Below are 21,688 nucleotides of genomic sequence, written 5' to 3'. Positions count from 1 at the left end.
GGGAGGGGGCAGCGGCGCAGGTCGTCTGCGCCCTAACCTGGAAACAGGGGGTCCCCGGGCCCGTCCGCCTCGTGCTGCCCGCGCCGCGCTCCGTCAGCACTTCCGGTCGGTGCTCTCATTCGCCCCTTCCCTCCGAGTCTCTCCGCAGACCTTCCCTCTCAGCGTTCCCGGTCAGGGCTCTCGTTCGCTCCTCCCCGCCGGTCCGCTCCGCGGGCCCCCGTCAGCACCCCGGCCAGCGTTTCCAGTCGTCGGTCAGCGTTCCCAGTCGGCGGTCGCGAACGCCAGCCCGTCCGGCAGTCCGGCCCGCCAGCAGGCCCGGTCGTGGCCGCCGTTGTACTCCTCGAACACCGCGAACCCGGGATCGCGGCCCAGCGCCGCGCCGCGTTCGAGCAGGGCCGCGTGCAGGCGGCGGTTGGCGTCCAGCAGCGACCACTCGTTGGTCCCCGCGGTGAGGTGCACCCGGTCGGGGACCGTGTCCGCGGCGGCCACCAGCTTCGTCATCCGCTCGCTCTCTCCGCCGGTCACCGCGACGTTGGGCCACCAGAACGACCCCGACTGCGACACCGCCCGCCCGAACCGCTCCGGCGCCCGGTGGGCCGCGTACACGGCGGTGAGCCCGCCCAGGCTCTGCCCGGCGACCGCCGTGCGCCCGGGGTCGTCGCTCACCCGGTGGCTCCGCCCGAGCCAGGGCAGCAGTTCCTCTCCTAGGAAGGCGACGAAGGCGTCCGAACACGCCAGCTCCGCGACACGGGTGGGCATGTCGAGGGAGTCGACCATGACGGTCAGCGCCGGGGGCAGCGTGCCGTCGGCGACGAGGCCGTCCAGCAGCGGTTCCAGGGGCAGGCCGTGCCAGTCGCGGCCGTCCAGCAGGACGACGACCGGCCAGGGCAGCCCGTTCGGCGGGCGCCGGGCGGGCTCGTGGACCCACACGGTGCGGGTGTTGCCCAGGAGGTCGCTGGTGATCTCGGCCGTGCTGATCCGCCCGGTCGGGGTCGTCGGGTTGGGCGCGCGCCACAGCTCGGGCGGCGCCTCGGGCAGGGAGACCACGGACAGGGAGTCGTCCAGCCGCTCGCGGGAGAGCGGGTCGGGGACGGCCCGGGCCAGGGCGTCGAACCAGCGGGCGACGGCGGGCCGGTCCGCCGCTTCGGAGACGGCGAGGGCGCGCTCGCGGCGGACGCGTACCGACTCGGGCCACGCCTCGGGCGGAAGGGGTTCGCCGTGCGCGGGGACCGGGGCGACGGAGTAGGAGGCCCTCCAGTCCCCGCGCATCCGGTAGGTCAGGTGCCACACGTCCGTGCCGGGGATCCGCTCCATGCGGTTGGCGTCGTAGGAGGAGGCGTCGGCGACCTTGTTGGCCACGAGCAGGACGTCCGCGAGCTCGTCGCCGCCGCGCCACAGGAAGGTGACCGCGCGGTGCCCGTCCGCGTCGGGTTCCCCGACCAGGGGTGTTCCCTCCTCGGCGACGCGGCGCCAGAACGCCTCCGGATCGCGGGCCGCCTCAGCCGCACACGGGGTGGCGACGCGTTCGGGGCGCACGTTCGGCTTGAGGTGCGGGGGGATGGTGTGGATTACGGATGTCGGTGTGGGCACGGGGCGGCCTTTCTGCGCGGTCGGGCGTGGAGTCTCACCGATCGGGAACGGACTCCACGGCGCGGAGAAGGTGGAACAGGTCCTCGACCTGCCCGTCGTCGAGCCCTTGTTCCAGCGGCGACCGGGACGTGAGCTCCGCGCCGATCGCCTCGACGGCCCGACCGCCCTCCTCGGTGAGCCGCGTCACACGCATGCGCCGGTCGCTCCTGGAGGGGACCCTGCGGACGAGCCCTCGTTCCTCCAGTTCGCCCGTGACGATCGACACACGGGAGGCCGTGCAGCCGAGCTGACGCGCCAGCGCCGCCTGGGAGGGGTCGTCGCGCAGCGCGCGCAGGGTCCGGGCCTGGAAGGCGGAGAGCCCGTGCTCGGCGGCCAGTTCGGTGAGCAGCCCCTCCAGGCGCTGGGCCACGCGCAGGAGAGCCTCGCCCACGTCACGGAGCGTGGGAGGGCTCTCCCGCTCCGGCCTGGTGGGGGCGCCGACGCGGTCGGACGAGGTCTGCGCGGCCAAGCTTCGCTCCGCTCCACGAGTTGACATGAGGGTAGGCATACCTAACTATACTTTTCATGAAGCAAGCAAATTCCTCCCACAGCCTAGCGACCTGCGGTGTCGTCGCCGCCCTCGTGTTTCCCCTCGCCGCGTGCGGCGCCCCGGATGCTGAGGAGGAGGCCCCGGCGGCGGCCGGGGAGACCCAGACGGCCACCCACATGTACGGCGAGACCGACATCCCCGTCGACCCCCAGAACGTGGTCTCGGTGAGCGTCACCGCCACCTCGGCCCTGCTGAGCCTGGACGTCCCGGTCATCGCCTCCGCCACCACCGCCCCGAGCGCGCTGACCGACGACAACGGCTTCTTCGCCCAGTGGGCCGACGTCGCCGACGAGCGCGGCGTGCAGCCGCTGGCCGGACCGGAGGTGGACATCGAGGAGGTCGCCTCCGCCCAGCCCGACCTCATCGTCGGCAACGGGTTCGGGGCCGACGCCGTGGACGAGGCCGTCTACGAACAGCTGTCCCAGGTAGCGCCGACCGTCGTCTACGGCGAGTCCGACATGGCGTGGCTGGACGTCACCGACCAGTACGCCGAGGCGTTCGGCCGCCAGGACCGGGCCGCGGAGATCGCGGAGGAGTACGAGCGGTTGGTCGCGGACACGTCCGGGCAGCTGTCGGCCGAGCACGACGTGGTGGTCCTGACCGGGACGCCCAACGGGTTCAACGTGTTCACCGAGGAGTCCGCCCAGGGGCGGCTGGCCGCCGATCTGGGCCTGATCCTGCACGAGCTTCCCGAGGACCTGGCCGCCCCTTCGAGCCAGGGCGGCGACGGGCGCGGGGACATCGTGCAGGTGTCCACCGAGCGCGCCTCGGACTTCGGCGACAGCACGCTGCTGTTCGTCAACACCCAGGGCCAGGAGCCCGAGGACTACCTGGAGACGGCCCCGGTCCTGGAGAACCTTCCGGCGTGGGAGGACGGCCGCGTGCTCACGCTGGGCGCGACCTCGTTCCGGATGGACTACTACAGCGTGCCGCTCGCGGCCGAGCGCCTGGCCGAGGTCCTGGGCTCCTGAACCCGTGGGGGCGGGCAGCGCCGCCCGCCCCCACGCGCCTGCTGAACTGCACCGATGCCTTCTTCAATCCGATCCTTGCAGGTCAGGTGGGACAGACTCCGGCCTCTTTCATGGCTCAGATCCCACGCACGCCAAAGCTGTACATTAATCTCATGGCTGGCAAAGGGATCAAACCTGGCGAACTGACCACTCGTGCGGAAATGAAGGCGGCCTTTGGAGGCGGGCAGGGCCAAGGGATCCATCCTTGCTCTACCTCCCCCAACGTGTTGCTCTACACCGACCCTGCCTCAGGTGAGCAGTTCGGCTACTACGACGGCTGGGTCCCCGACGAAGAAAACTCCGAGCCCCTCTTCGAGTACACCGGAGACGGAGAAGAAGATCAGGTCTTCGAAGGCCGCAACGGCCAAAGAAACCGTGCCATTTTGCTTCACGTAGACGACGGGCGAGCGCTACGCGTCTTCAAAGCTGTGGGCACTATCCCCGGAAAAAAGATAAGGATTCAGCGCTATATCGGAAAGTTCGAACTGGACAAGGAACTCCCCTACGTCTTTCGCGAAGCACCAAACAGGCAAGGCATCTTCAGAAGAGTCATCGTCTTCCGCTTGCGCCCAGTTGAGGAACTAGCGCCATACCCAGAAGACATCATTGAGCCTCTACCTAGCACCGAGGTCCGGCAAGTATCCGCCGATGTCTCCACCATCACCACGAGCATCATGGTGGAGCCAGAGGCACACAACGGCAAGCCCATTTCCAGGTCAGCCGTCCCACAGACCAAAGTCGGCCGCAAAGAGGCCGAACTATGCGATGCTTTCAAGGCCATGCTCGAAAAGCACGAACACGAGGTCAAGCGATATCAAATTAGAGTCGCAGGACTCTCATCCAGCCTTCTCACTGATCTCTATGACAACAAGTCCAATGTTCTCTATGAGGCCAAAGGAACCAGCTCACGCGAAGCCGTGCGCATGGCCATCGGACAACTCATGGACTACCGGAGACATATCACGCCGACCCCCACGCTCGCCATCCTGCTACCCGAGAAACCCCACTCGGACCTACAAAGCCTTCTTTCCTCAGTGAATATCCACCTTGTCTACTGGGACAAGGTCGCCTTTGCTGGGTGGCCAGTCGGTTCTACTTCTTCAACATGACCCCATCCCAGACATAGCCTTCTCGAATAGCCTGATTGCTTTGAATTATCTGAGTCACCCGACACAGAGGGCCGGCGCACCTTGAGGATGCTGAGGCGGCAAGCCCACTCGGTGGTGACGCAGGCAAGGCAGACGCGGCCGGTTGCGGACAGCACGGATCCAACCGGGCGGCTGTCCGCTTCTGACCAGGTGGTTCGCGTCGGCGGGCGTTCGTCTCCCCGTCACCTACCAGTTGGTAACAATTGGGTCCGCGTGCCCCTCGGACTCTGGAGACTGTGACCACGGGCACCCTAGGGTTCCGCCATGGGTGTAATGCGTAAGCGTGTCCTTGTTCGCGTACTTCTGGGCTTCCTCGCCGCGGTCGTGGTGCTGGCCCTGGTCGGCGCGCTCCTGGGGATATGGACCGTCCGGAGGTCGTTCCCGGAGACCTCCGGCGAACTCTCGCTCCCGGGACTGGAGTCCTCCGTCACCGTGCTGCGCGACGAGCACGGCGTCCCCCACGTCTACGCGGACAACACCCACGACCTGTTCATGGCGCAGGGCTTCACGCACGCCCAGGACCGCTTCTGGGAGATGGACTTCCGCCGCCACGTCACCGCCGGGCGCACCGCCGAACTCTTCGGCCCCGACCAGGTGGACACCGACGTCTACCTGCGCACCATGGGCTGGCGGCACGTGGCCGAGCAGGAGTACGACATCCTCGCCCCCGAGACGCGGGCCCACCTCGACTCCTACGCGGCCGGGGTCAACGCCTGGCTGGCCGAGAACGACGGTGCCGAGGCCAGCCTGGAGTACGGGCTGCTCTCCGTGCTCAACGGCGGCCACGAGATCGAGGAGTGGACGCCGGTCGACAGCCTCGCCTGGCTCAAGGCCATGGCCTGGGACCTGGGCGGCAACATGGGGGAGGAGACCGCGCGCGCCCAGCTGCTCGACGCCGGGCTGACCCGCGAGCAGATCGAGGAGCTGTACCCGGCCTATCCCCACGAGGAGCACCTGCCCATCACCGACACCGACGAGCACCTGCCGGACGGGGCCGACGAGGACGCCGCGTCCGACGGGGGCGACCTGCGGGAGGGCGACGGGGATGACGGGGGCGACGAGCGGCGCGCGCCCGAACTGCCCGGGGAAGCCGTCTCCGCGCTGACCGGGGTGGCCGAGGCCTCCGCGTCGCTCCCGGAGATGCTCGCCCCCCGCGACGCCTCCGGGATCGGCTCCAACTCCTGGGTGGTCGGTGGGGAGCACACCGAGAGCGGCCTGCCCCTCCTGGCCAACGACCCCCACCTGGGCGCGTCGATGCCCTCCACCTGGTACCAGATCGGGCTGCACTGCACCGAGCTCACCGAGGAGTGCCCCTACGACGTCAGCGGCTTCGGCTTCTCCGGTCTGCCCGGCGTGGTGATCGGTCAGAACGAGTCCATGGCCTGGGGGTTCACCAACCTCGACCCCGACGTCATGGACCTGTACGTGGAACGGATCGAGGGCGAGGACTACGTGGTCGACGGCGAGCCCCGGCCGCTGGAGACGCGTGAGGAGACCGTCCGTGTCGCGGGCGGCGAGGACGTCGACATCGTCGTGCGCTCCACCCACCACGGACCGCTGCTGTCCGACGCCACCGCGGGCGCACACCTGGCCGAGCTGGCCGAGGAACCGGAGTTGGAGGGCGCGGAGGGCGGCGAGTACGCCGTCGCCCTGCGCTGGACCGCCCTCCAGCCGGGCACGACCGCGGACGCCGTCTTCAGCATGAACCGGGCCCGCGGCTGGGACGAGTTCCGTGAGGCGGCCAGCCAGTTCGACGTCCCCTCCCAGAACCTCGTCTACGCCGACGACGAGGGCAACATCGGCTACCAGGCCCCCGGGCTGGTGCCGGTGCGCGGCGAGGGCGACGGCCGCTACCCGGCGCCCGGCTGGGACTCCGACTACGACTGGCAGGAGTACGTCCCCTTCGACGAACTGCCGAGCGTGTACAACCCCGAGTCGGGCGTCATCGTCACCGCGAACCAGTCGGTCGTGGACGAGGACTACGGGCCCTACCTGACCGAGGACTGGAACTACGGCTACCGGAGCCAGCGGATCAACGACCTGCTGGAGGAGGCGATCACCCAGGGGCCGGTCACGGCCGAGGACATGTCGCGGGTCCAGAACGACCCGGTGGACCTCAGCGCCGTGAGGATCGTCCCCCACCTGCTGGAGGCCGAGGTCGACGGGGTGACCGCCCAGGCGCAGGACCTGCTGCGCGACTGGGACCACCGCAACGAGACCGACTCCGCCGCGGCCGCGTTCTACAACGCGACCTGGCGCCACCTGCTGCCCCTGCTCTTCGACGAGCTGGGCGAGCAGGACATGAACGGCGACTCGCGCGGGATGTACGTGGTGGGGCGATTGCTGGAGGACCCGGAGTCGCCGTGGTGGCGGGGCGCCGAGGCCAGCGGACGCGAGGAGGTGCTGGCCGCGGCGATGGACGCCGCCGCGCGGGAGCTGACCGAGCTGCTGGGCGAGGACCCCGCCGACTGGCGCTGGGGCGACCTGCACACCCTGACCGCGACCCACGAGTCGTTCGGAACGTCGGGCATCGGTCCGGTCGAGTGGCTGTTCAACCGGGGTCCGGTGGAGAGCGCGGGCGGCTCCAGCATCGTCAACGCCACGGGCTGGGACCCGGCCGAGGGCTACGGGATCAAGACCGTGCCGTCGATGCGGATGGTGGTGGACCTGGCCGACCGCGACGCGTCGACGTGGATCCACCTGACCGGCAACTCCGGCCACGCCTTCCACCCCAACTACGACGACCAGCTGGAGCCGTGGAGCCGGGGTGAGACCCTGCCGTTCGCGGTCACCGAGGAGGCCGTGCGCGCGGCAGCCACGGACGAGCTGGTCCTCAATCCCTAGGGACGATCGGCCGGAACCGGCGCGGGTGTGAACCAGGGGGTTCCGCCCGCGCCGATCCCGTACTCACCGTGAGGCCGGGCGTTCCGGACCCGCCACACGTGCGGGCCCGCGCCGGTCAGACCGGGTCGGCCGACCCCAGTGGGAAGGCCACCCCGGTCATCTCCTCCGACAGCGCCCACAGGCGCTTGGCGGCGCGACCGTCCCAGGCGGCCTCGCTCCGGCTGGACAGGGCGGGGGCGCCGCGCGTGCCACCCATGGCCTTGGGCCCGGCGAAGGCCGCGCCGGGCACGTCCTGGGTGGCGGCGAAGACCGTGGGGAGGGCGCCGTTCGCGGCGCTCTGGGCGAAGATCCTGTTGCCGAGCATGAGGGCCGCCCTGGAGATCGGGTTGGCCCCGTGGCTCTGGAGGTTGGTGGCCGCGTAACCGGGGTGGGCGGCGGTGGAGAGCACCGGGGAGCCCACCGCCTCCAGGCGGCGCTGGAGCTCCAGCGTGAACAGCAGGTTGGCGAGCTTGGACTGGTTGTAGGCCCGGTAGGGCGTGTAGCCGCGGTCCAGGTTGACGTCGTCGAAGTCGATGCCCCGGGCCATGCGGTGCAGTCCGGAAGAGAGGGTCACCACCCGTCCCGTGACGTGTTCCAGGAGCAGGTTGGTCAGGGCGAAGTGGCCGAGGTGGTTGACGCCGAACTGCGTCTCGAACCCGTCCTTGGTCACCCCCTTGGCGACCGCCATGACGCCCGCGTTGTTGATGAGCAGGTGGAGGTCGCCGCTCCAGGCCTCGGCGAAGGCGCGCACGGACGCCAGGTCCGCCAGGTCCAGGTGGCGCACCTCGGTGTCGCCCTGCACTCCGGCGGCCTCGGCGCGCCCCTTGGCGACGTCGCGCACGGCCATCACGACGCGCGCGCCCGCCCGGGCCAGGACGCGTGTGGTCTCGATGCCCAGGCCGCTGTTGGCTCCGGTGACGACCGCCGTACGGCCGCTCAGGTCGGGGATGCTGACCGCTGTGGTGTCCATTGCGCCACGGTAGGCGAGCGCCCGCGGGCTGTCCATGGCCGCCACGGCGGCCACCGGCTGTCCACGGCGGCCACGATGGCGGCGGGGGCGTCCGTCTATCCTGGTTTCCATGACCGACCGCCCCTACCACCACGGAGACCTGCGCGCCGTCCTGCTCACCAACGCCGAGCGCGCCCTGGCCGAACGGGGGCAGGCGGCACTGTCCCTGCGCGAGATCGCCCGCGCGGCGGGGGTGAGCCACGCCGCGCCGGGCCGCCACTTCCGGGACAAGCAGGCGCTGCTGGACGCGCTCGCGCTCAGCGGTTTCGAGCGCCTGACCGAGCGGTTGGAGGAGGCGTCCCTGGACGCGGGGGACGCGCGGGCCCGGATCCTCGCCTTGGCCAGGGTCTACGTGGGGTTCGCGGGGGAGCACGCCGCGCTGCTCGACCTGATGTACGCGCGCAAGCACGACTCCGACGTCCCCGAGCAGCTGTACGCCGCCGTGGGACGGCTGCTCGAACAGGTGATGCGCCCCATCCTCGACGCCCAGGCCGCAGGGGAGATCGCGGGTGGCACCCCGGAGGCCGTCACGATGACCGTGTCCGCCGCGATGCACGGCCTGGTCTCGCTCACGGCCACGTCCTCCTCCGAGGAGATCGACGCCAAGCTCGCGGACATGGTCGGGGTGCTCTTCGAGGGCCTCGGGCCGCGCACCATCGGCTGAGCCCGCCCCTCCCCCGGCCCCCGACCGGCGCTCAGCGGCGGTTGATGCGCCGGTACTGCGCCAGCGCGATCGGGGCGAAGACCGCGATGATCGCCACCGAACTGAGCACGGCGTACAGGGCGGCGTTGTCCGCGGGCCAGCCCGCGGGCGGGGCCAGGCCCTCCGGGGCCGGGTTGTCGAACAGCCCGCGCACGGCGGTGGCCACGGCGGTCACCGGGTTCCACTCGGCCACGGTCCGCAGGGGCGCGGGCATGGCGGCGATCGAGACGAACGCGCCCGAGACGAAGGTGACCGGGAAGAGCCAGATCAGCCCCAGGCTCTGGGCGACCTCGACGCTGCGCGCGGTCAGGCCGATCACCGCGCCGATCCACGACACCGCGAAGGCGAACAGGAACAGCAGCAGGAACCCCGCCACCGCGTCCGCGAACCCCCCGTTGATCCGCCAGCCGATCGCCAGGCCGCACGCGACGATGACCGCGACCGACAGCACGCTGACGGCCAGGTCGGAGGTGGTGCGGCCGAGGATGACGGCCATGCGCGACATGGGCAGCGACCGGTAGCGGTCGATCAGGCCCTTCTGGAGGTCGTTGGCCAGCCCGATCGCGGTGAGCGACGCGCTGAAGGTCAGGGTCTGCACGAAGATCCCCGCGACGAGGAACTCCCGGTAGGAGTCGCCGCCCAGGCTCCCGCCGAACACGTAGGCGAGCAGCAGCACGAAGATGACCGGTTGCACGATCGCGGTCACCAGGGACCCCGGCGTGCGCCGGACGTTGAGCAGGTTGCGCCAGGCGACGACGCCGCCGTCGCGGACGGTGCTCACGAGAGGACCTCCTCGGGTCGGGGTGCCGCGCCGCCGCCGTCCCCGTCCGGGGCGCCCCCGGCGCGGTGTCCGGTCAGTTCGAGGAAGACGTCGTCCAGGGTGGGTCGGCGCAGGGCCACGTCGAGCACGGTGACGCCGCGGGCGTCGAGTTCGGCCAGGACGTCGCCGAGGGTCTTGTGCCCGTTGGCCACGGCCACCGAGGCCCGCCGCGCCTGCGGGTCGACGGTGGGTTCGCCCGAGCCCGCGGCGGCCAGCACCCCGCGCGCCTCGGGCAGGTCGGCGCCGCGTTCCAGGACCAGGTCCAGGCGCTCGCCCCCGACCTGGGTCTTGAGCTCGTCCGCGGTGCCCCGGGCGATGACGCCGCCCTGGTCGATGACCACGATGCTGTCGGCGAGCTGGTCGGCCTCCTCCAGGTACTGGGTGGTGAGCAGGACGCTCGTGCCCCGCGCGACCAGCTCCGACACCACCGCCCAGGTGTCCATGCGCCCGCGCGGGTCGAGTCCGGTCGTGGGCTCGTCGAGCACCACCACCGGCGGGTCGGCCACCAGGGCCCCGGCGAGGTCGAGCCTGCGGCGCATCCCGCCGGAGTACTGGCCCGCGCGGCGGTCGGCCACCTCGTCCAGGCGGAAGCGGCGCAGCAGGGCGTCGGCCCGGCGGTGCGACTCCGCGCGGCCCATGCCGTAGAGCATGGCCACCATGAACAGGTTCTCGTGGCCGGTGAGCTTCTCGTCGACGGCGGCGTACTGGCCGGACAGGCCGATGGAGGCGCGCACCCGGCCCGGGTCGCGCACGGCGTCGTGCCCGGCCACCCGGATGGTGCCGGAGTCGGGCCGGGTCAGGGTGGTGATGGCCCTGACCGCGGTGGTCTTACCGGCGCCGTTGGGCCCGAGCAGGCCCAGCACGTGGCCGCGCGGCACCTCCAGGTCGATGCCCCGGAGCGCCCGGTGCGCCCCGAAGGCCTTCGTCAGTCCCCGGACCTCGATCATGGGACCCTGTGGCGCCCGATGGCTGCCCATGTCACTCCCTCGTGGTGGGCGGGCCCGCCCCGCGGCTCGGGGCGGGTGTCCGCGTCGATCGGTGTCAGCCCTGGTCCAGGTCGCGTACGCGGCGGGGTCTCATGTCGGTCCAGTTCTCCTCGATGAACTCCAGGCAGGCCTGGCGCTCGTCGGGGCCGTGCAGGACCGCCCAGCCCGCGGGCACCGCGAGGAACTCCGGCCACAGCGAGTGCTGGCCCTCGTCGTTGACGAGCACGAGGAAGCGGCCGTCCTGGGCGTCGAAGGGGTTGGTCATCGGTGCCTCTCTCAGATGGTGGAAGGTGTGGGCCGGTCGGCGCCGGGCAGCCGGAGCGCCCCGTCCAGGCGCTCCCTGAGCACGGGGCCGATCTCGGCGAGGGCCTCGTCGCGGGTCATCAGGGAGTGCGTCGCGTCGACGGGTCGGTCGTCGATCCCCCCGGTGACGAACGGCGCCCACGACCGCGCCTCGGGCGAGTCGGGGCCGCGCCCCCGGGTGGCGGTGAAGAACAGCACGTCGCCGTCGTGGAGGCCGGGCTCCCCCGCGCGCAGCAGGGCCGCGTGGTGCAGGAAGTCCCCGGCCAGGCGGTCGACGGTGTCCTCGTCCAGGGCGCCCATGGGGTTGTGGTTACGGCGCAGGACCTCCAGGACGCCCGCCGCGTCCAGCCCGTCGGCCTCACCGGGCTCGGGCGCGTAGCCCAGGGCGTGGAGGTAGGCGGTGAACATCGCCGCGTCGTCGGCGAAGTCGGCGTTGCGCTCCTGCCCGACGGGGAAGGCGTCCATGATCGCCAGCACGGCGACCCGCTCCCCCTTCTCCCGGAGCCGGGAGGAGACCGCGTGGGCGATGTTGCCGCCGAAGGACCACCCGAGCAGGTGGTAGGGGCCGTGCGGCTGGACCGCGCGCATGTGCGCGATGTAGTCGTCGGCGAGCTCGGTGACGGTGGCCGCCTCGGCGGGGCGGTCGGGGTCGACGGCGGGTGACTGGAGCCCGTAGACCGGCTGGTCGGGGTCCAGTCGGCGCAGCAGGCCCGCGTACCCCCAGGCCAGTCCGCCCGCGGGGTGGACGCAGAACAGCGGCGGCCGCGAGCCGCCGGGCCGCAGGGCCAGCAGGCGGGCGAGGCTGTCGCGGGGCGAGCCGTCCTCGGTGGCCGCCAGCAGCAGGGAGACCGTGGGGAACCGGAACAGCATCGGCACGGTGACCTCGACGCCCAGCGCGGCGCTGAGGCGGTCCACGAGCCGCGGCGCGAGCATGGAGTGCCCGCCCAGCTCGAAGAAGTTGTCGTGGACGCCGACCAGCGGGCGACCCAGCGCCTCGGCGAACAGGGCGCACGCCTCGGCCTCGTGGGGTCCGCGCGGCACGCCCCGCACCTCGTCGACCCCGAAGTCGGGTTCGGGCAGCGCGGCGCGGTCGAGCTTGCCGTTGGGCGTCAGGGGCAGCGCGGTCATCGGCACGAAGGCCGAGGGGACCATGTACTCGGGCAGGGACGCGGCGGCGTGCCCGCGCAGCCGTTCCACCGGCGGCGCCGTGCCGTCGCGGCCCACCACGTAGGCGACCAGCTGGCGCCCGGTCGCGGGGTCCTCGCGCACGACGACCGCGCACTCGGCGACGTCGGGGTGCTCGCCCATGGTCTGGGAGACCTCCCCCGGTTCGATGCGAAAGCCCCGGATCTTGACCTGGTCGTCGACGCGGCCGAGGAACTCCAGCGCTCCCCCGGAGCTCCAGCGGGCGAGGTCGCCGGTCCGGTACATGCGGTCGCCGCCCCCGGAGAAGGGGTCGGCGACGAAGCGCGCCCCGGTCAGGGCGGGCTGGCTGCGGTAGCCGCGGGCGACGCCGGTGCCGGAGATGTACAGCTCGCCGACGGCCCCTGCCGGAACGGGCTGCAACCCGCCGTCGAGGACGTAGACCCGGCTGTTGGCCACCGGGCGGCCGATCACCGGTCCGGGCTCCTCGCCGACGGCGGCGATGACGCTGTCCACGGTGCACTCGGTGGGGCCGTAGAAGTTGTAGGAGCGCACCGAGGGCCGCGATCCCAGCTCGCGCCACAGGTCGGCGTCGACGGCCTCGCCGCCCAGCGCCACCACCCCGGGGCCGCCGTCGCCGTCGAACAGTCCCTCGGCCAGCAGCTGGCGGACGTAGGTGGGCGTGGTCTCGATCGAGTCGATGCCCTCCCCGCGCAGGTGGGCGACCATCGCCGGGGGGTCCTTGCGCAGGTCGTCGTCGATGATGTGCAGTTCGTGCCCGTCGACGAGCCACAGGACGGGGTCCCAGGAGGCGTCGAAGGCCACTCCGGCCGTGTGCGCCACCCGCAGCCTGCCGCCGCGCTGGCGCGCCGCGGGGGCGAAGAGGTCCTCCCGGTGCTGGGCGTAGAGGTTGACCAGTGAGCGGTGCTCGACCTCCACGCCCTTGGGGCGCCCGGTGGAGCCGGAGGTGTAGATGACGTAGGCGACGTCGGAGCCGTCGACCGGGCGGACCGGTCGGGTGCGGCGCTCGCCGACCAGCGGGACCGCGGGCAGCGGCCCGTCGAGCACCAGGGCCGGGTGGCCCTCGGGCACGCGGTCGAGCAGGTCGGAGACGGTGACCACCAGCGTCGGCCGCGCGTCGTCGAGCATGTGCGCGATCCGGGCGTCGGGGTAGCCGGTGTCGACGGGCAGATAGGCCGCGCCGCTCTTGAGCACGCCGAGCAGGACGGTGACGGTGCGCGCGGACCGGGGCAGCAGCACGGCGACGGTGTCCCCGGCGCCGATGCCCTGCCCGCGCAGGGCCAGGGCCAGCAGGTCGGCCCACTGCCGCAGCGCCCCGAAGCTCATCCGCTCGGCGCCGTGGACGAGCGCGGTGTCGCCGGGTGAGGCGGCGGCCCGGTCGTCGAAGAGGTCGACCAGGGTGGTGGCGGGGAGCGCGTGTTCGCGGCCGCTGCCGCCGCCGATCAGGCTCTCTCGTTCGGCCGGGGTGAGCACCTCCAGCCTGCCGAGCACGGTCGAGGGGTCCTGGGTGGCCTTCTCCAGGAGCAGGACCAGGCGTTCGACCAGGCTCCGCGCGGTGGCGGGGTCGAACATGGCGGCGCTGTACTCCAGGGTCCCCTCGATGCCGTCGGGCGCGCCGAGGCGGTCGGTGCGCTCGCTCATCGTGAACAGCAGGTCGAACTTGGCCTCGCCGCCGCCGACGCCCCGCTGCGGCTCGACGCGCAGGCCGGGCAGCTCGACGGTGGCGTCCTGGGTGTTCTGGAGGGCCAGCATGGTCTGGAAGAGGGGGTGGCGGCCCAGGGCGCGCTCGGGGCGCAGCCGTTCCACGACCCTCTCGAAGGGCACCTCCTGGTGGGCGTAGGCGGCCAGGCCGTCGTCACGTACCCGCCGGAGCAGTGCGTCGAAGGTCGGGTTGCCCGAGGTGTCGGTGCGCAGCACCAGGGTGTTGACGAAGAACCCGACCAGGTCGTCCAGCGCGTCGTCGGTGCGCCCGGCCACCGGGCTGCCGATGACGACGTCCTCGCCCGCGCCCAGCCGGGTGTAGAGCGCCGCCAGCCCGGCGTGCAGCACCATGAACAGGCTGGCCGAGGAGGAGCGGGCCAGCGCGAGCAGCCTGCGGTGCAGGGTCCGGTCGATCCGGACGGGCACCGAGCCCGCGGGCTGGCGCGAGGACAGCGGCCGGGGCCGGTCCGAGGGCAGTCGCAGCTCGCCCGGGGCGTCGGCCAGGCGGTCGGTCCAGTAGTCCAGCTGACGGCTGACGAGGCTGTCGGGGTCCTCCTCCGAGCCCAGCAGCGCCTCCTGCCACAGCGTGAAGTCGGCGTACTGGACGGGCAGCGGGTTCCAGCGCGGCGGGACCCCCTCGGTCCGGGCCGCGTAGGCGGTGGACAGGTCGCGTGCCAGGGGGACGGTCGACCACGCGTCGCCCGCGATGTGGTGCACGACCACCAGGAGCAGGTGATCGGTGCCGCCCCGGGACAGCAGGTGCGCGCGCAGCGGGCGGTCCCGCCGCAGGTCGAAGCCCTGGGAGGCCAGGGCGTCGAGCCGCTCGCGCAGGGCTCCCTCCCCGTCCACGGGGACCACGTCCAGCCGCGTCGGGGCCCGCTCGGGGTCCAGGACCAGCTGGTGGGGGACTCCGTCGTCGTCGGGGAAGACGGTGCGCAGGCTCTCGTGGCGCCGGGTGAGGTCGGTGAGCGCGCCGCGCAGCGCGGCGGTGTCGACGTCGCCCGTGAGCCGCAGCGCCATGGTGATGTTGTAGTCGGCGGCGTCGGGGTCCATGCGGTTGAGGAACCACAGCCTGCGCTGGGCGTGCGAGAGCGGGACGCGGCCCGGGCGCACGGCGGGGCGCAGCGGTGCCTGCGCGCGGCGGCCCGAGTCCAGGAAGGTGGCCAGCCTGGCCACCGTGGGCGCCTGGAACAGGGCCCGGATCTGGAGCTCCACGCCCAGGACCGAGCGGATACGCGCCACCAGGCGGGTGGCGAGCAGCGAGTGGCCGCCCAGGGCGAAGAAGTCGTCGTCGATGTCCACCTCGGGCACCCCGAGGGTCTCGGCGAACAGCGAGCACAGGGTGCTCTCGTCCCCCGTGCGCGGGCGGCGGCCCCGGACCGTGGCGGGGCCGGGGTCGGGCAGCGCGCGCCGGTCGAGCTTGCCGTGCGGGGTGAGCGGCAGCGCGGGCAGCTCCGTCACGGTGGCGGGAACCATGTGTTCGGGCAGGCGAGCCGACAGGTGGGCGCGCAGCTCACCGGGGTCGAGGCGATGTCCCTCGCGGGGCACGGCGTAGGCGAGCAGGCGGGCGTGCTCGGTCCCGGCCCCGGCGGCGACCACGGCGGCCTGGGCGACGTCGGGGTGGGCGGCCAGGACCCCCTCGGTCTCGCCCGGTTCGATCCGGAAGCCCCGGATCTTGACCTGGTCGTCGGCGCGGCCGACGTGGCGCAGCGCGCCGTCCGCGCGGCGGGTGACCAGGTCGCCGGTGCGGTACATGCGCGCTCCGGCGCTGCCCTCGGGGTCGGCCACGAAGCGCTCGGCCGTGAGCGCGGGCCTGCCCCGGTACCCCTGCGCCAGCCCGGCGCCGTACAGGTACAGCTCGCCGACGACGCCGGGGGGCACGGGCCGCAGGCGCGCGTCGAGCACGCGCGCGCCGGTGTTGGCCACCGGACGGCCGATGACGGGGTCGGCCTCGGTGGCGGAGCTGGCCATGACGCTGTCGACGGTGCACTCGGTGGGGCCGTAGAGGTTCAGGGCGGTCACGCCCTCGGTGGCGCGCAGCTCCCGCCACAGCGCCGGGGGCACCGCCTCGCCGCCCAGGGCGACGATCCGGGGGCCGCCGCCGTCGGCGAGCAGGCCCGCGTCCATGAGCTGCCGGGCGTGGCTGGGCGTGACCTCGACCGCCTCGACGCCGTCGGCGCGCAGGCGCTGGGCCAGGAGCGCGGAGTCGCGGCGCACGTCCTCGCCGACCACGTGCAGTTCGTGTCCGGCGACCATCCACAGGATCGGGTCCCAGGAGGCGTCGAAGGCCACCCCTGCCGTGTGCGCCACCCGGAGCGGGCGCCCGTCGGCGCGCTGCGCCGGTGCGAACACGCGCTCGGCGTGCGAGTGGAACAGGTTGGCCAGCGCCCGGTGCCCCACGGCGACCCCCTTGGGCAGGCCGGTGGAGCCGGAGGTGTAGATGAGATAGGCGGTGTCGTCGGGGCGCGGGGTCCGCGGGCGGACCCCGCTGGGCGCGCACAGGGACGGGTCGTCCACGGCCACCCTGGGCAGGCCGTCGGGCAGCGCGACCGGCTCCCGGCGGGTGGTGACCACGCAGGAGGGGCGGGCGTCGGCCAGCAGGGCGGCCACGCGCTCGGGCGGATAGGAGGTGTCCACGGGCAGGTAGACCGCGCCGCTGGAGAGGACGCCGAGCAGGGCGGCGACCGTGTGCGCGGACCGGGGCAGCGCGACCGCGACGACGTCGCCGGGGCCGGTTCCCCGTCCGGCGAGGACCCCGGCGATGCGCCGGGCCCGGGCGTCGAGCTCGGCGAAGCCGACCCGTTCGTCCCCGGAGACGACGGCGGTCGCCTCCGGTGTGGCGCGGACCCGCTCCTGGAACAGGTCGACGAGGGTGTGGCCGGGGACGGTCCCGCGGGCGCGCTCGTCCTCGGCCCGCTCCACGGCCCGCTCGTCCGCGGTGCGCAGGTCGGGCGCGCTGACGGGCGCGCCGGGGTCGGCGACCAGGGCGGCCAGGAGCCGCACGTAGCGGTCCGCGACCAGCTCCGCCGTGGCGGGGTCGAACAGGTCGGCGCTGTACTCCAGGGTGCCGCCGATCCCCTCGCCGGGCGTCTCGCTCAGGCTCATCGAGAGGTCGAACTTGGCCCCGCCCGGTGCGGCGCCCGGTTCGGTCCGCACGGTGCAGCCGGGCAGTCGGAGCTGCGCGTCGGGGGTGTTCTGGAGGGTGAGCATGGTCTGGAACAGCGGGTGGCGTCCCGTGGCGCGCGCGGGGTTGACCTCCTCGACCACGCGCTCGAAGGGCGCGTCCTGGTGTGCGAAGGCCGCGAGGTCGGCGGCGCGCACGCGGTCCACCAGGTCGGCGAAGGACGGGTCGCCGGAGGTGTCGGCGCGCAGGGCCAGGGTGTTGACGAAGAACCCGACGAGTTCGTCCAGGGCCCCGTCGCCGCGTCCGGCCACGGGGGTGCCCACGACCACGTCCTCCCCCGCGCCGAGCCGGGTGAGCAGCGCGACGAGTCCGGCGTGCAGGACCATGAAGGGGCTGGCGCCCCGGGCGCGGGCGAGGTCGGCCAGGGCGCGGTGCAGCTCCGGTCCGATCTCCAGCGGGACGGAACCGGCGCCGCGCTCGGGCTCGGCGGGCCGCGACCGGTCGAAGGGCAGTCGGGCCTCCTCGGGGGCGTCCGCGAGCGCGTCGCGCCAGTACGCGAGCTGCCGGGCGCCGAGGGAGCCGGGGTCGGCCTCCTCTCCGAGCAGCTCGTGCTGCCAGAGGGTGTAGTCGGCGTAGTGCACCGGCAGGGGCGTGAACCGGGGCGGCTCCCCCGCGCGCCGGGCGGCGTAGGCCTGGGCCAGGTCGCGGCCCAGCGGCGCGAGCGACCAGCCGTCGCCCGCGATGTGGTGCACGACCATCAGCAGCACCGCGTCGCCGGAGTCGAGCGTGAACAGCCGGACCCGCAGCGGCGCGTCCAGGGTGAGGTCGAATCCGCGGGCGGACTCGTTGGCCAGCAGCCGCGGCAGGGACTCCTCGGCGCAGCGGACCGTGGTGAGGTCGGTGCGCGCCTCGTCGGGGGCCAGCACCCGCTGGAGGGGGCCGTCCCCGTCGTCGGGGAAGAGCGTGCGCAGGGTCTCGTGGCGGGCCACGACGTCGCGCACCGCGGACAGGAGCGCGTCCGGGTCGAGGTCGCCGCCCACGCGCAGGGCGACGGGGATGTTGTAGGAGCCCGAGGCCGGGTCCATCCGGTTGACGAACCACAGCCGCCGCTGGGCGGGCGACAGCGGCAGCCGCTCGGGGCGGGGGCGCGGCCGCAGGGCCGGGGCCGCCCCGTCCCCCGCGCGCAGGACGGCGGCCAGACCGGCGGGGGTCGGGTGCTCGAACAGGTCGCGGATCGACAGCGCGCCGGCCTCCAGTTCGGTGCGCACGCGCGCGGCCAGCCGGGACGCGGTCAGCGAGTGGCCGCCCAGGGCGAAGAAGTCGTCGTCGGCGCCGACCTCGTCCACGCCCAGGACCTCGGCGAACAGCGCGCACAGGACGCGCTCGCGCTCGGTGGCGGGCGGGCGGGAGGCGGTGGCGCTCCGCTCCGGGACGGGCAGCGCCGCGCGGTCGAGCTTGCCGCTGGGCGTCAGCGGGAGGGTGTCCACGCGCACGAGCGCGGACGGGACCTGGTGGGCGGGCAGCCGCTCGGCGGCGTGCTCGCGTACCAGGTCGGTGTCCAGGCCGGGCTCGCCGACGACGTAGCCCACCAGCCGCGCCCGGTCGCCCTCGGACACGGCCACGACGGCCGCCCGCGCGACCGCGTGGTGGCCCTCCAGGACCGCGGCCACCTCGCCGGGTTCGATCCGAAAGCCCCGGATCTTGACCTGGTCGTCGCTGCGGCCGACGAACTCCAGCGCGCCGTCGGGCGCGCGCCGTACGAGGTCGCCGGTGCGGTACATGCGGCCGCCGTCAGCCGCGACCGGGTCGGCGACGAAGCGCTCGGCGGTGAGCTCGGGACGGTTGAGGTAGCCGCGCGCCAGGTTGGCGCCCGCGAGGTAGAGCTCGCCCACGGCGCCGTCCGGGGTGGGCGCGAGTCCGCCGTCGAGGACGTAGCCGCGGCCGTTGGCCACCAGCGCGCCCAGGTCGGGGCCGGTGGCGCCGGTGACGGTCGCGGTCATGCTGTCGACCGTGGTCTCGGTGGGCCCGTAGAGGTTGAGGGCCAGGGCGGGGGCGTCGGCCAGCGTCCGCCACAGCCCGGTGTCGACGGCCTCGCCGCCCAGGGCCAGGACCGAGGGGCCGTCGTCGAGCAGCCCCTCGGCCAGCAGCGCCCGGACGTAGGAGGGCGTGGTCTCCACCGCGTCGATCCGCTCCCGGCGCAGGTACGCGACCAGCGCCTCGGGGTCGCGGCGGACCTCGTCGGGCACCAGGTGCATCTCGTGTCCGTCGAGCATCCACAGGACGGGGTCCCAGGAGGCGTCGAAGGACAGGCCCGCGGTGTGGGCGGCGCGGGCCGGGCGGCCCAGGCGCTCCCGGGCGGGCCCGAACAGGCGCTCGCGGTGGTGGAGGAGCAGGTTGAGCAGGGACCGGTGCTCGACGGCCACGCCCTTGGGGCGTCCGGTGGAGCCGGAGGTGTAGATGACGTAGGCGAGGTCGTCGGGAGAGGGCTCCGCAGCGCCGTCCGCGGCGGACGGACCCGCGGGCAGCCCGTCGATCTCGGCCCGGGTGGCGGGGTCGTCCAGCAGCACGGTGCCCTTGCCCGAGGCGGTCTCGGGGGCGGTGGGGCCCACGGCGACGGTCAGGATGGGGGCGGCGTCGGCGGCCATGGCCGCCAGGCGTCCGGCCGGGTAGGAGGGGTCCAGGGGCAGGTAGGCCGCGCCCGACTTGAGCACGGCGAGCAGCGCGACCGGCAGGTCGGTCGTGCGCGGCAGCCGCACGGCGACCACGGCGCCGCGCCCGGCGCCCCGGTCGGCCAGGTGGCGGGCGAGGCGGTCGCTGCGGGCGTCGAGTTCGGCGAAGGTCAGGCGGCCGTCCGGGGCGGCCACCGCGGTGTCGCCGGGCGCGTCCAGCACACGGTCGCGGAACTCGGTGAGCACCGTGTGCGGGGGCAGGTCGCGGACCGGTCCGGTTCCGGCGGCGAGCAGCGCGGCGCGCTCGCCGTCCTCCAGCAGGTCGACGCGGCCCACGGCCGTGGCGGAGTCCTCGCCGAGGGCGCGGAGCATCCTCAGGAAGCGCCGCTGGTGCTCCTCCAGCCGGGCCGGGGTGTAGAGGTCGGCGCTGCCGTCGAAGTCGACGCGGATGTCGCGCTCGGCCGTGATGCCGTGGACGACGATCGACAGGTCCTCGACCGGGCCGATGGCCAGGTTGTGCGCCGTCGCGGGCAGTCCGGCGAAGGTGAGTTCGCGTCCGACCGGCATGATGTTGACCGAGGGGCCGGTCAGCCGCCCCTCGCCGGGGGCCATGCGGCGCAGCTCCTCGTAGCGGGTCCGCTGGTGGCGCAGCACCTGGCGGGCCTCCCGGGCCACCTCGCGGGTCAGGGACTCCAGGGACTGCTCGGGGCGCACCCGCACGCGCAGGGGCACGATGTTGGACAGCGTCGAGGGGACCGAGCGGGTCAGCGCGTTGCGGCGCGCGGTCACCGGCAGGCCCAGCACGACGTCGTCGGCGCCGGTGGCGCGGTGCACGTAGGCGGCGGTGGCGGCGAGCACGGCGGAGTGCAGACCGGTGCCCGCGGACCGCGCCGCGGCCACCGCCCCGGCGGCGTCCGCGCGGCGGATGTGGACGGTGGAGCGGTGCAGGGCTCGGGGCACGCGCTCGGGCGCGGCGGCCAGTCCCGCGGGCTCGACGCCCTCGGCCAGCCGCCCGGCCCAGAACTCCCGGTCGGCGCGGGCGGTCCCGGACTCCGCGTACTGCGCCTCGGCGTCCAGCAGGTCGCGCAGCGAGCCGAACGGCGCGGGGCCCGGGTCGCGGCCCTCGGTCATGGCGTCGTAGTACTCGGTGATGCGCCCGAGGACCAGCATCGCGCCGTAGCCGTCCAGCAGCAGGTGGTGGACCCGCTGGTAGCAGTAGTGGCGGTCGTCGGCGAGCCGGAACAGCACCTCGGCGAAGAGCTCCCCCCGCGCGACGTGCGACCTGTGCAGGTCCTCGCGCATCCACGCGAGCGCGACGGCGTCGGGGTCGTCCTCGCCGCGCAGGTCCACCACGCGCAGGCGCCAGTCCTCGGGGTACTCGACCCGCTGCCGGGGAGCCTCCCCGTCCTCGCCGAAGACCAGGTGCAGGGCCTCGGTCTCCAGGACCGCGCCGCGCACGGCGTCCGCGAAGCGGTCGGTGTCCAGTTCCCCGCGCAGTTCGACGTACTCGGCGATGTTGTACAGCGGGTTGTCCGGGTCGAGCTGCTGCGCGTACCACAGCCCCTTCTGTGCGGCGGTCAGGGGAAGTCCGGCGGACGACTGATGATGCGGCATCGACTACCTTCCGTTCGCGCCGCGAGGCGGCGTTGGTGCGTGGCACTCACGAGGGCGGGAGTCCGGACCGTTCCCGGCCTGGTCGCGGCTGTGAACTGGCGGAAGCAGGTCCGGACGCGACCGTGTGCGAGGTGTCGCGTGAAGCGGTCGGGTGTGGGGCCCGACGCGCGAAGCAGCGGGACGGCTACGGAGTGGCACCGGTTCCGGGCACTGTGCCGCCCGGGGTTCCGGTCCGTTGACGTCCTGTGTGCCGGTCACACGTTCCGTGGTGTCATTCGTGGCTCATGCGAGGTTTGGACGGGATGACCTGAATCACACCGAGCGGGCTCACGCTCTGAGGGTGTGTCCGGGAGGCGCGCGGGTGCGTGGTCACCC

At 73.4% G+C, this 21,688-nt stretch carries 11 protein-coding genes; 4 read left to right on the top strand and 7 right to left on the bottom strand.

Features of this window, described 5'->3' with window-relative positions; translation table 11 throughout:
• Positions 1-252 precede the first annotated feature (252 nt).
• Both fes and ACSIH6_RS10065 read right to left on the bottom strand, forming a co-directional pair.
• Positions 253-1,590: an enterochelin esterase gene (gene fes, locus ACSIH6_RS10070; protein WP_435107965.1), complete on the bottom strand. Its 1,338-nt coding sequence runs from the start codon at positions 1,588-1,590 to the stop codon at positions 253-255.
• Between the two features lie 34 nt (positions 1,591-1,624).
• Complete coding sequence (locus tag ACSIH6_RS10065) at positions 1,625-2,098, bottom strand: MarR family winged helix-turn-helix transcriptional regulator (protein ID WP_435107964.1); 474 nt, start codon at positions 2,096-2,098, stop codon at positions 1,625-1,627.
• A 56-nt stretch (positions 2,099-2,154) separates the two neighbouring features.
• Here ACSIH6_RS10065 and fepB point away from each other — a divergent pair, with 56 nt between their 5' ends.
• The 3 genes from fepB to ACSIH6_RS10050 all read left to right on the top strand — a co-directional run bounded on the left by fepB (position 2,155) and on the right by ACSIH6_RS10050 (position 7,181).
• Positions 2,155-3,150 carry a Fe2+-enterobactin ABC transporter substrate-binding protein gene (fepB, locus tag ACSIH6_RS10060; protein ID WP_435107963.1) on the top strand — a complete coding sequence of 332 codons (996 nt, stop codon included), beginning with the start codon at positions 2,155-2,157 and terminating at the stop codon, positions 3,148-3,150.
• Between the two features lie 110 nt (positions 3,151-3,260).
• On the top strand, positions 3,261-4,298 hold the full coding sequence (locus ACSIH6_RS10055; RefSeq protein ID WP_488185971.1) for an SRA domain-containing endonuclease: 1,038 nt from the start codon (positions 3,261-3,263) through the stop codon (positions 4,296-4,298).
• 312 nt (positions 4,299-4,610) lie between these two features.
• The gene (locus ACSIH6_RS10050) at positions 4,611-7,181 is read left to right on the top strand and encodes a penicillin acylase family protein (protein WP_435107961.1); all 2,571 of its coding nucleotides are present in this window, start codon (positions 4,611-4,613) and stop codon (positions 7,179-7,181) included.
• A gap of 115 nt (positions 7,182-7,296) precedes the next feature.
• On the opposite strand, the gene ACSIH6_RS10045 is transcribed toward ACSIH6_RS10050, so the two are convergent.
• Positions 7,297-8,190 carry an oxidoreductase gene (locus tag ACSIH6_RS10045; RefSeq protein ID WP_435107960.1) on the bottom strand — a complete coding sequence of 298 codons (894 nt, stop codon included), beginning with the start codon at positions 8,188-8,190 and terminating at the stop codon, positions 7,297-7,299.
• A gap of 109 nt (positions 8,191-8,299) precedes the next feature.
• Between ACSIH6_RS10045 and ACSIH6_RS10040 the strand changes: the two genes are divergently transcribed.
• Positions 8,300-8,893, top strand: a complete 594-nt coding sequence (locus ACSIH6_RS10040) for a TetR/AcrR family transcriptional regulator (protein ID WP_435107959.1) — start codon at positions 8,300-8,302, stop codon at positions 8,891-8,893.
• A gap of 31 nt (positions 8,894-8,924) precedes the next feature.
• Here the strand turns inward: ACSIH6_RS10040 and ACSIH6_RS10035 are convergent, their stop codons facing one another.
• From ACSIH6_RS10035 to ACSIH6_RS10020, 4 genes are all read right to left on the bottom strand, one after another.
• Positions 8,925-9,713, bottom strand: coding sequence for an ABC transporter permease (locus ACSIH6_RS10035; RefSeq protein WP_435107958.1), 789 nt, complete (start codon positions 9,711-9,713; stop codon positions 8,925-8,927).
• Positions 9,710-10,699: an ATP-binding cassette domain-containing protein gene (locus tag ACSIH6_RS10030; RefSeq protein ID WP_435107957.1), complete on the bottom strand. Its 990-nt coding sequence runs from the start codon at positions 10,697-10,699 to the stop codon at positions 9,710-9,712. Before ACSIH6_RS10030 ends, ACSIH6_RS10035 begins: the two co-directional genes overlap by 4 nt.
• A 94-nt stretch (positions 10,700-10,793) precedes the next feature.
• Entirely contained in the window at positions 10,794-11,003 is a 210-nt protein-coding gene (locus tag ACSIH6_RS10025; RefSeq protein WP_435107956.1) for an MbtH family protein, read from the bottom strand.
• An 11-nt stretch (positions 11,004-11,014) separates the two neighbouring features.
• Complete coding sequence (locus ACSIH6_RS10020; RefSeq protein WP_435107955.1) at positions 11,015-21,313, bottom strand: amino acid adenylation domain-containing protein; 10,299 nt, start codon at positions 21,311-21,313, stop codon at positions 11,015-11,017.
• Positions 21,314-21,688 lie beyond the last annotated feature (375 nt).

The organism is Nocardiopsis synnemataformans, assembly GCF_965343085.1.
Lineage (GTDB): Bacteria > Actinomycetota > Actinomycetes > Streptosporangiales > Streptosporangiaceae > Nocardiopsis > Nocardiopsis alborubida.
This window is presented reverse-complemented; position numbering and strand designations above follow the sequence as displayed.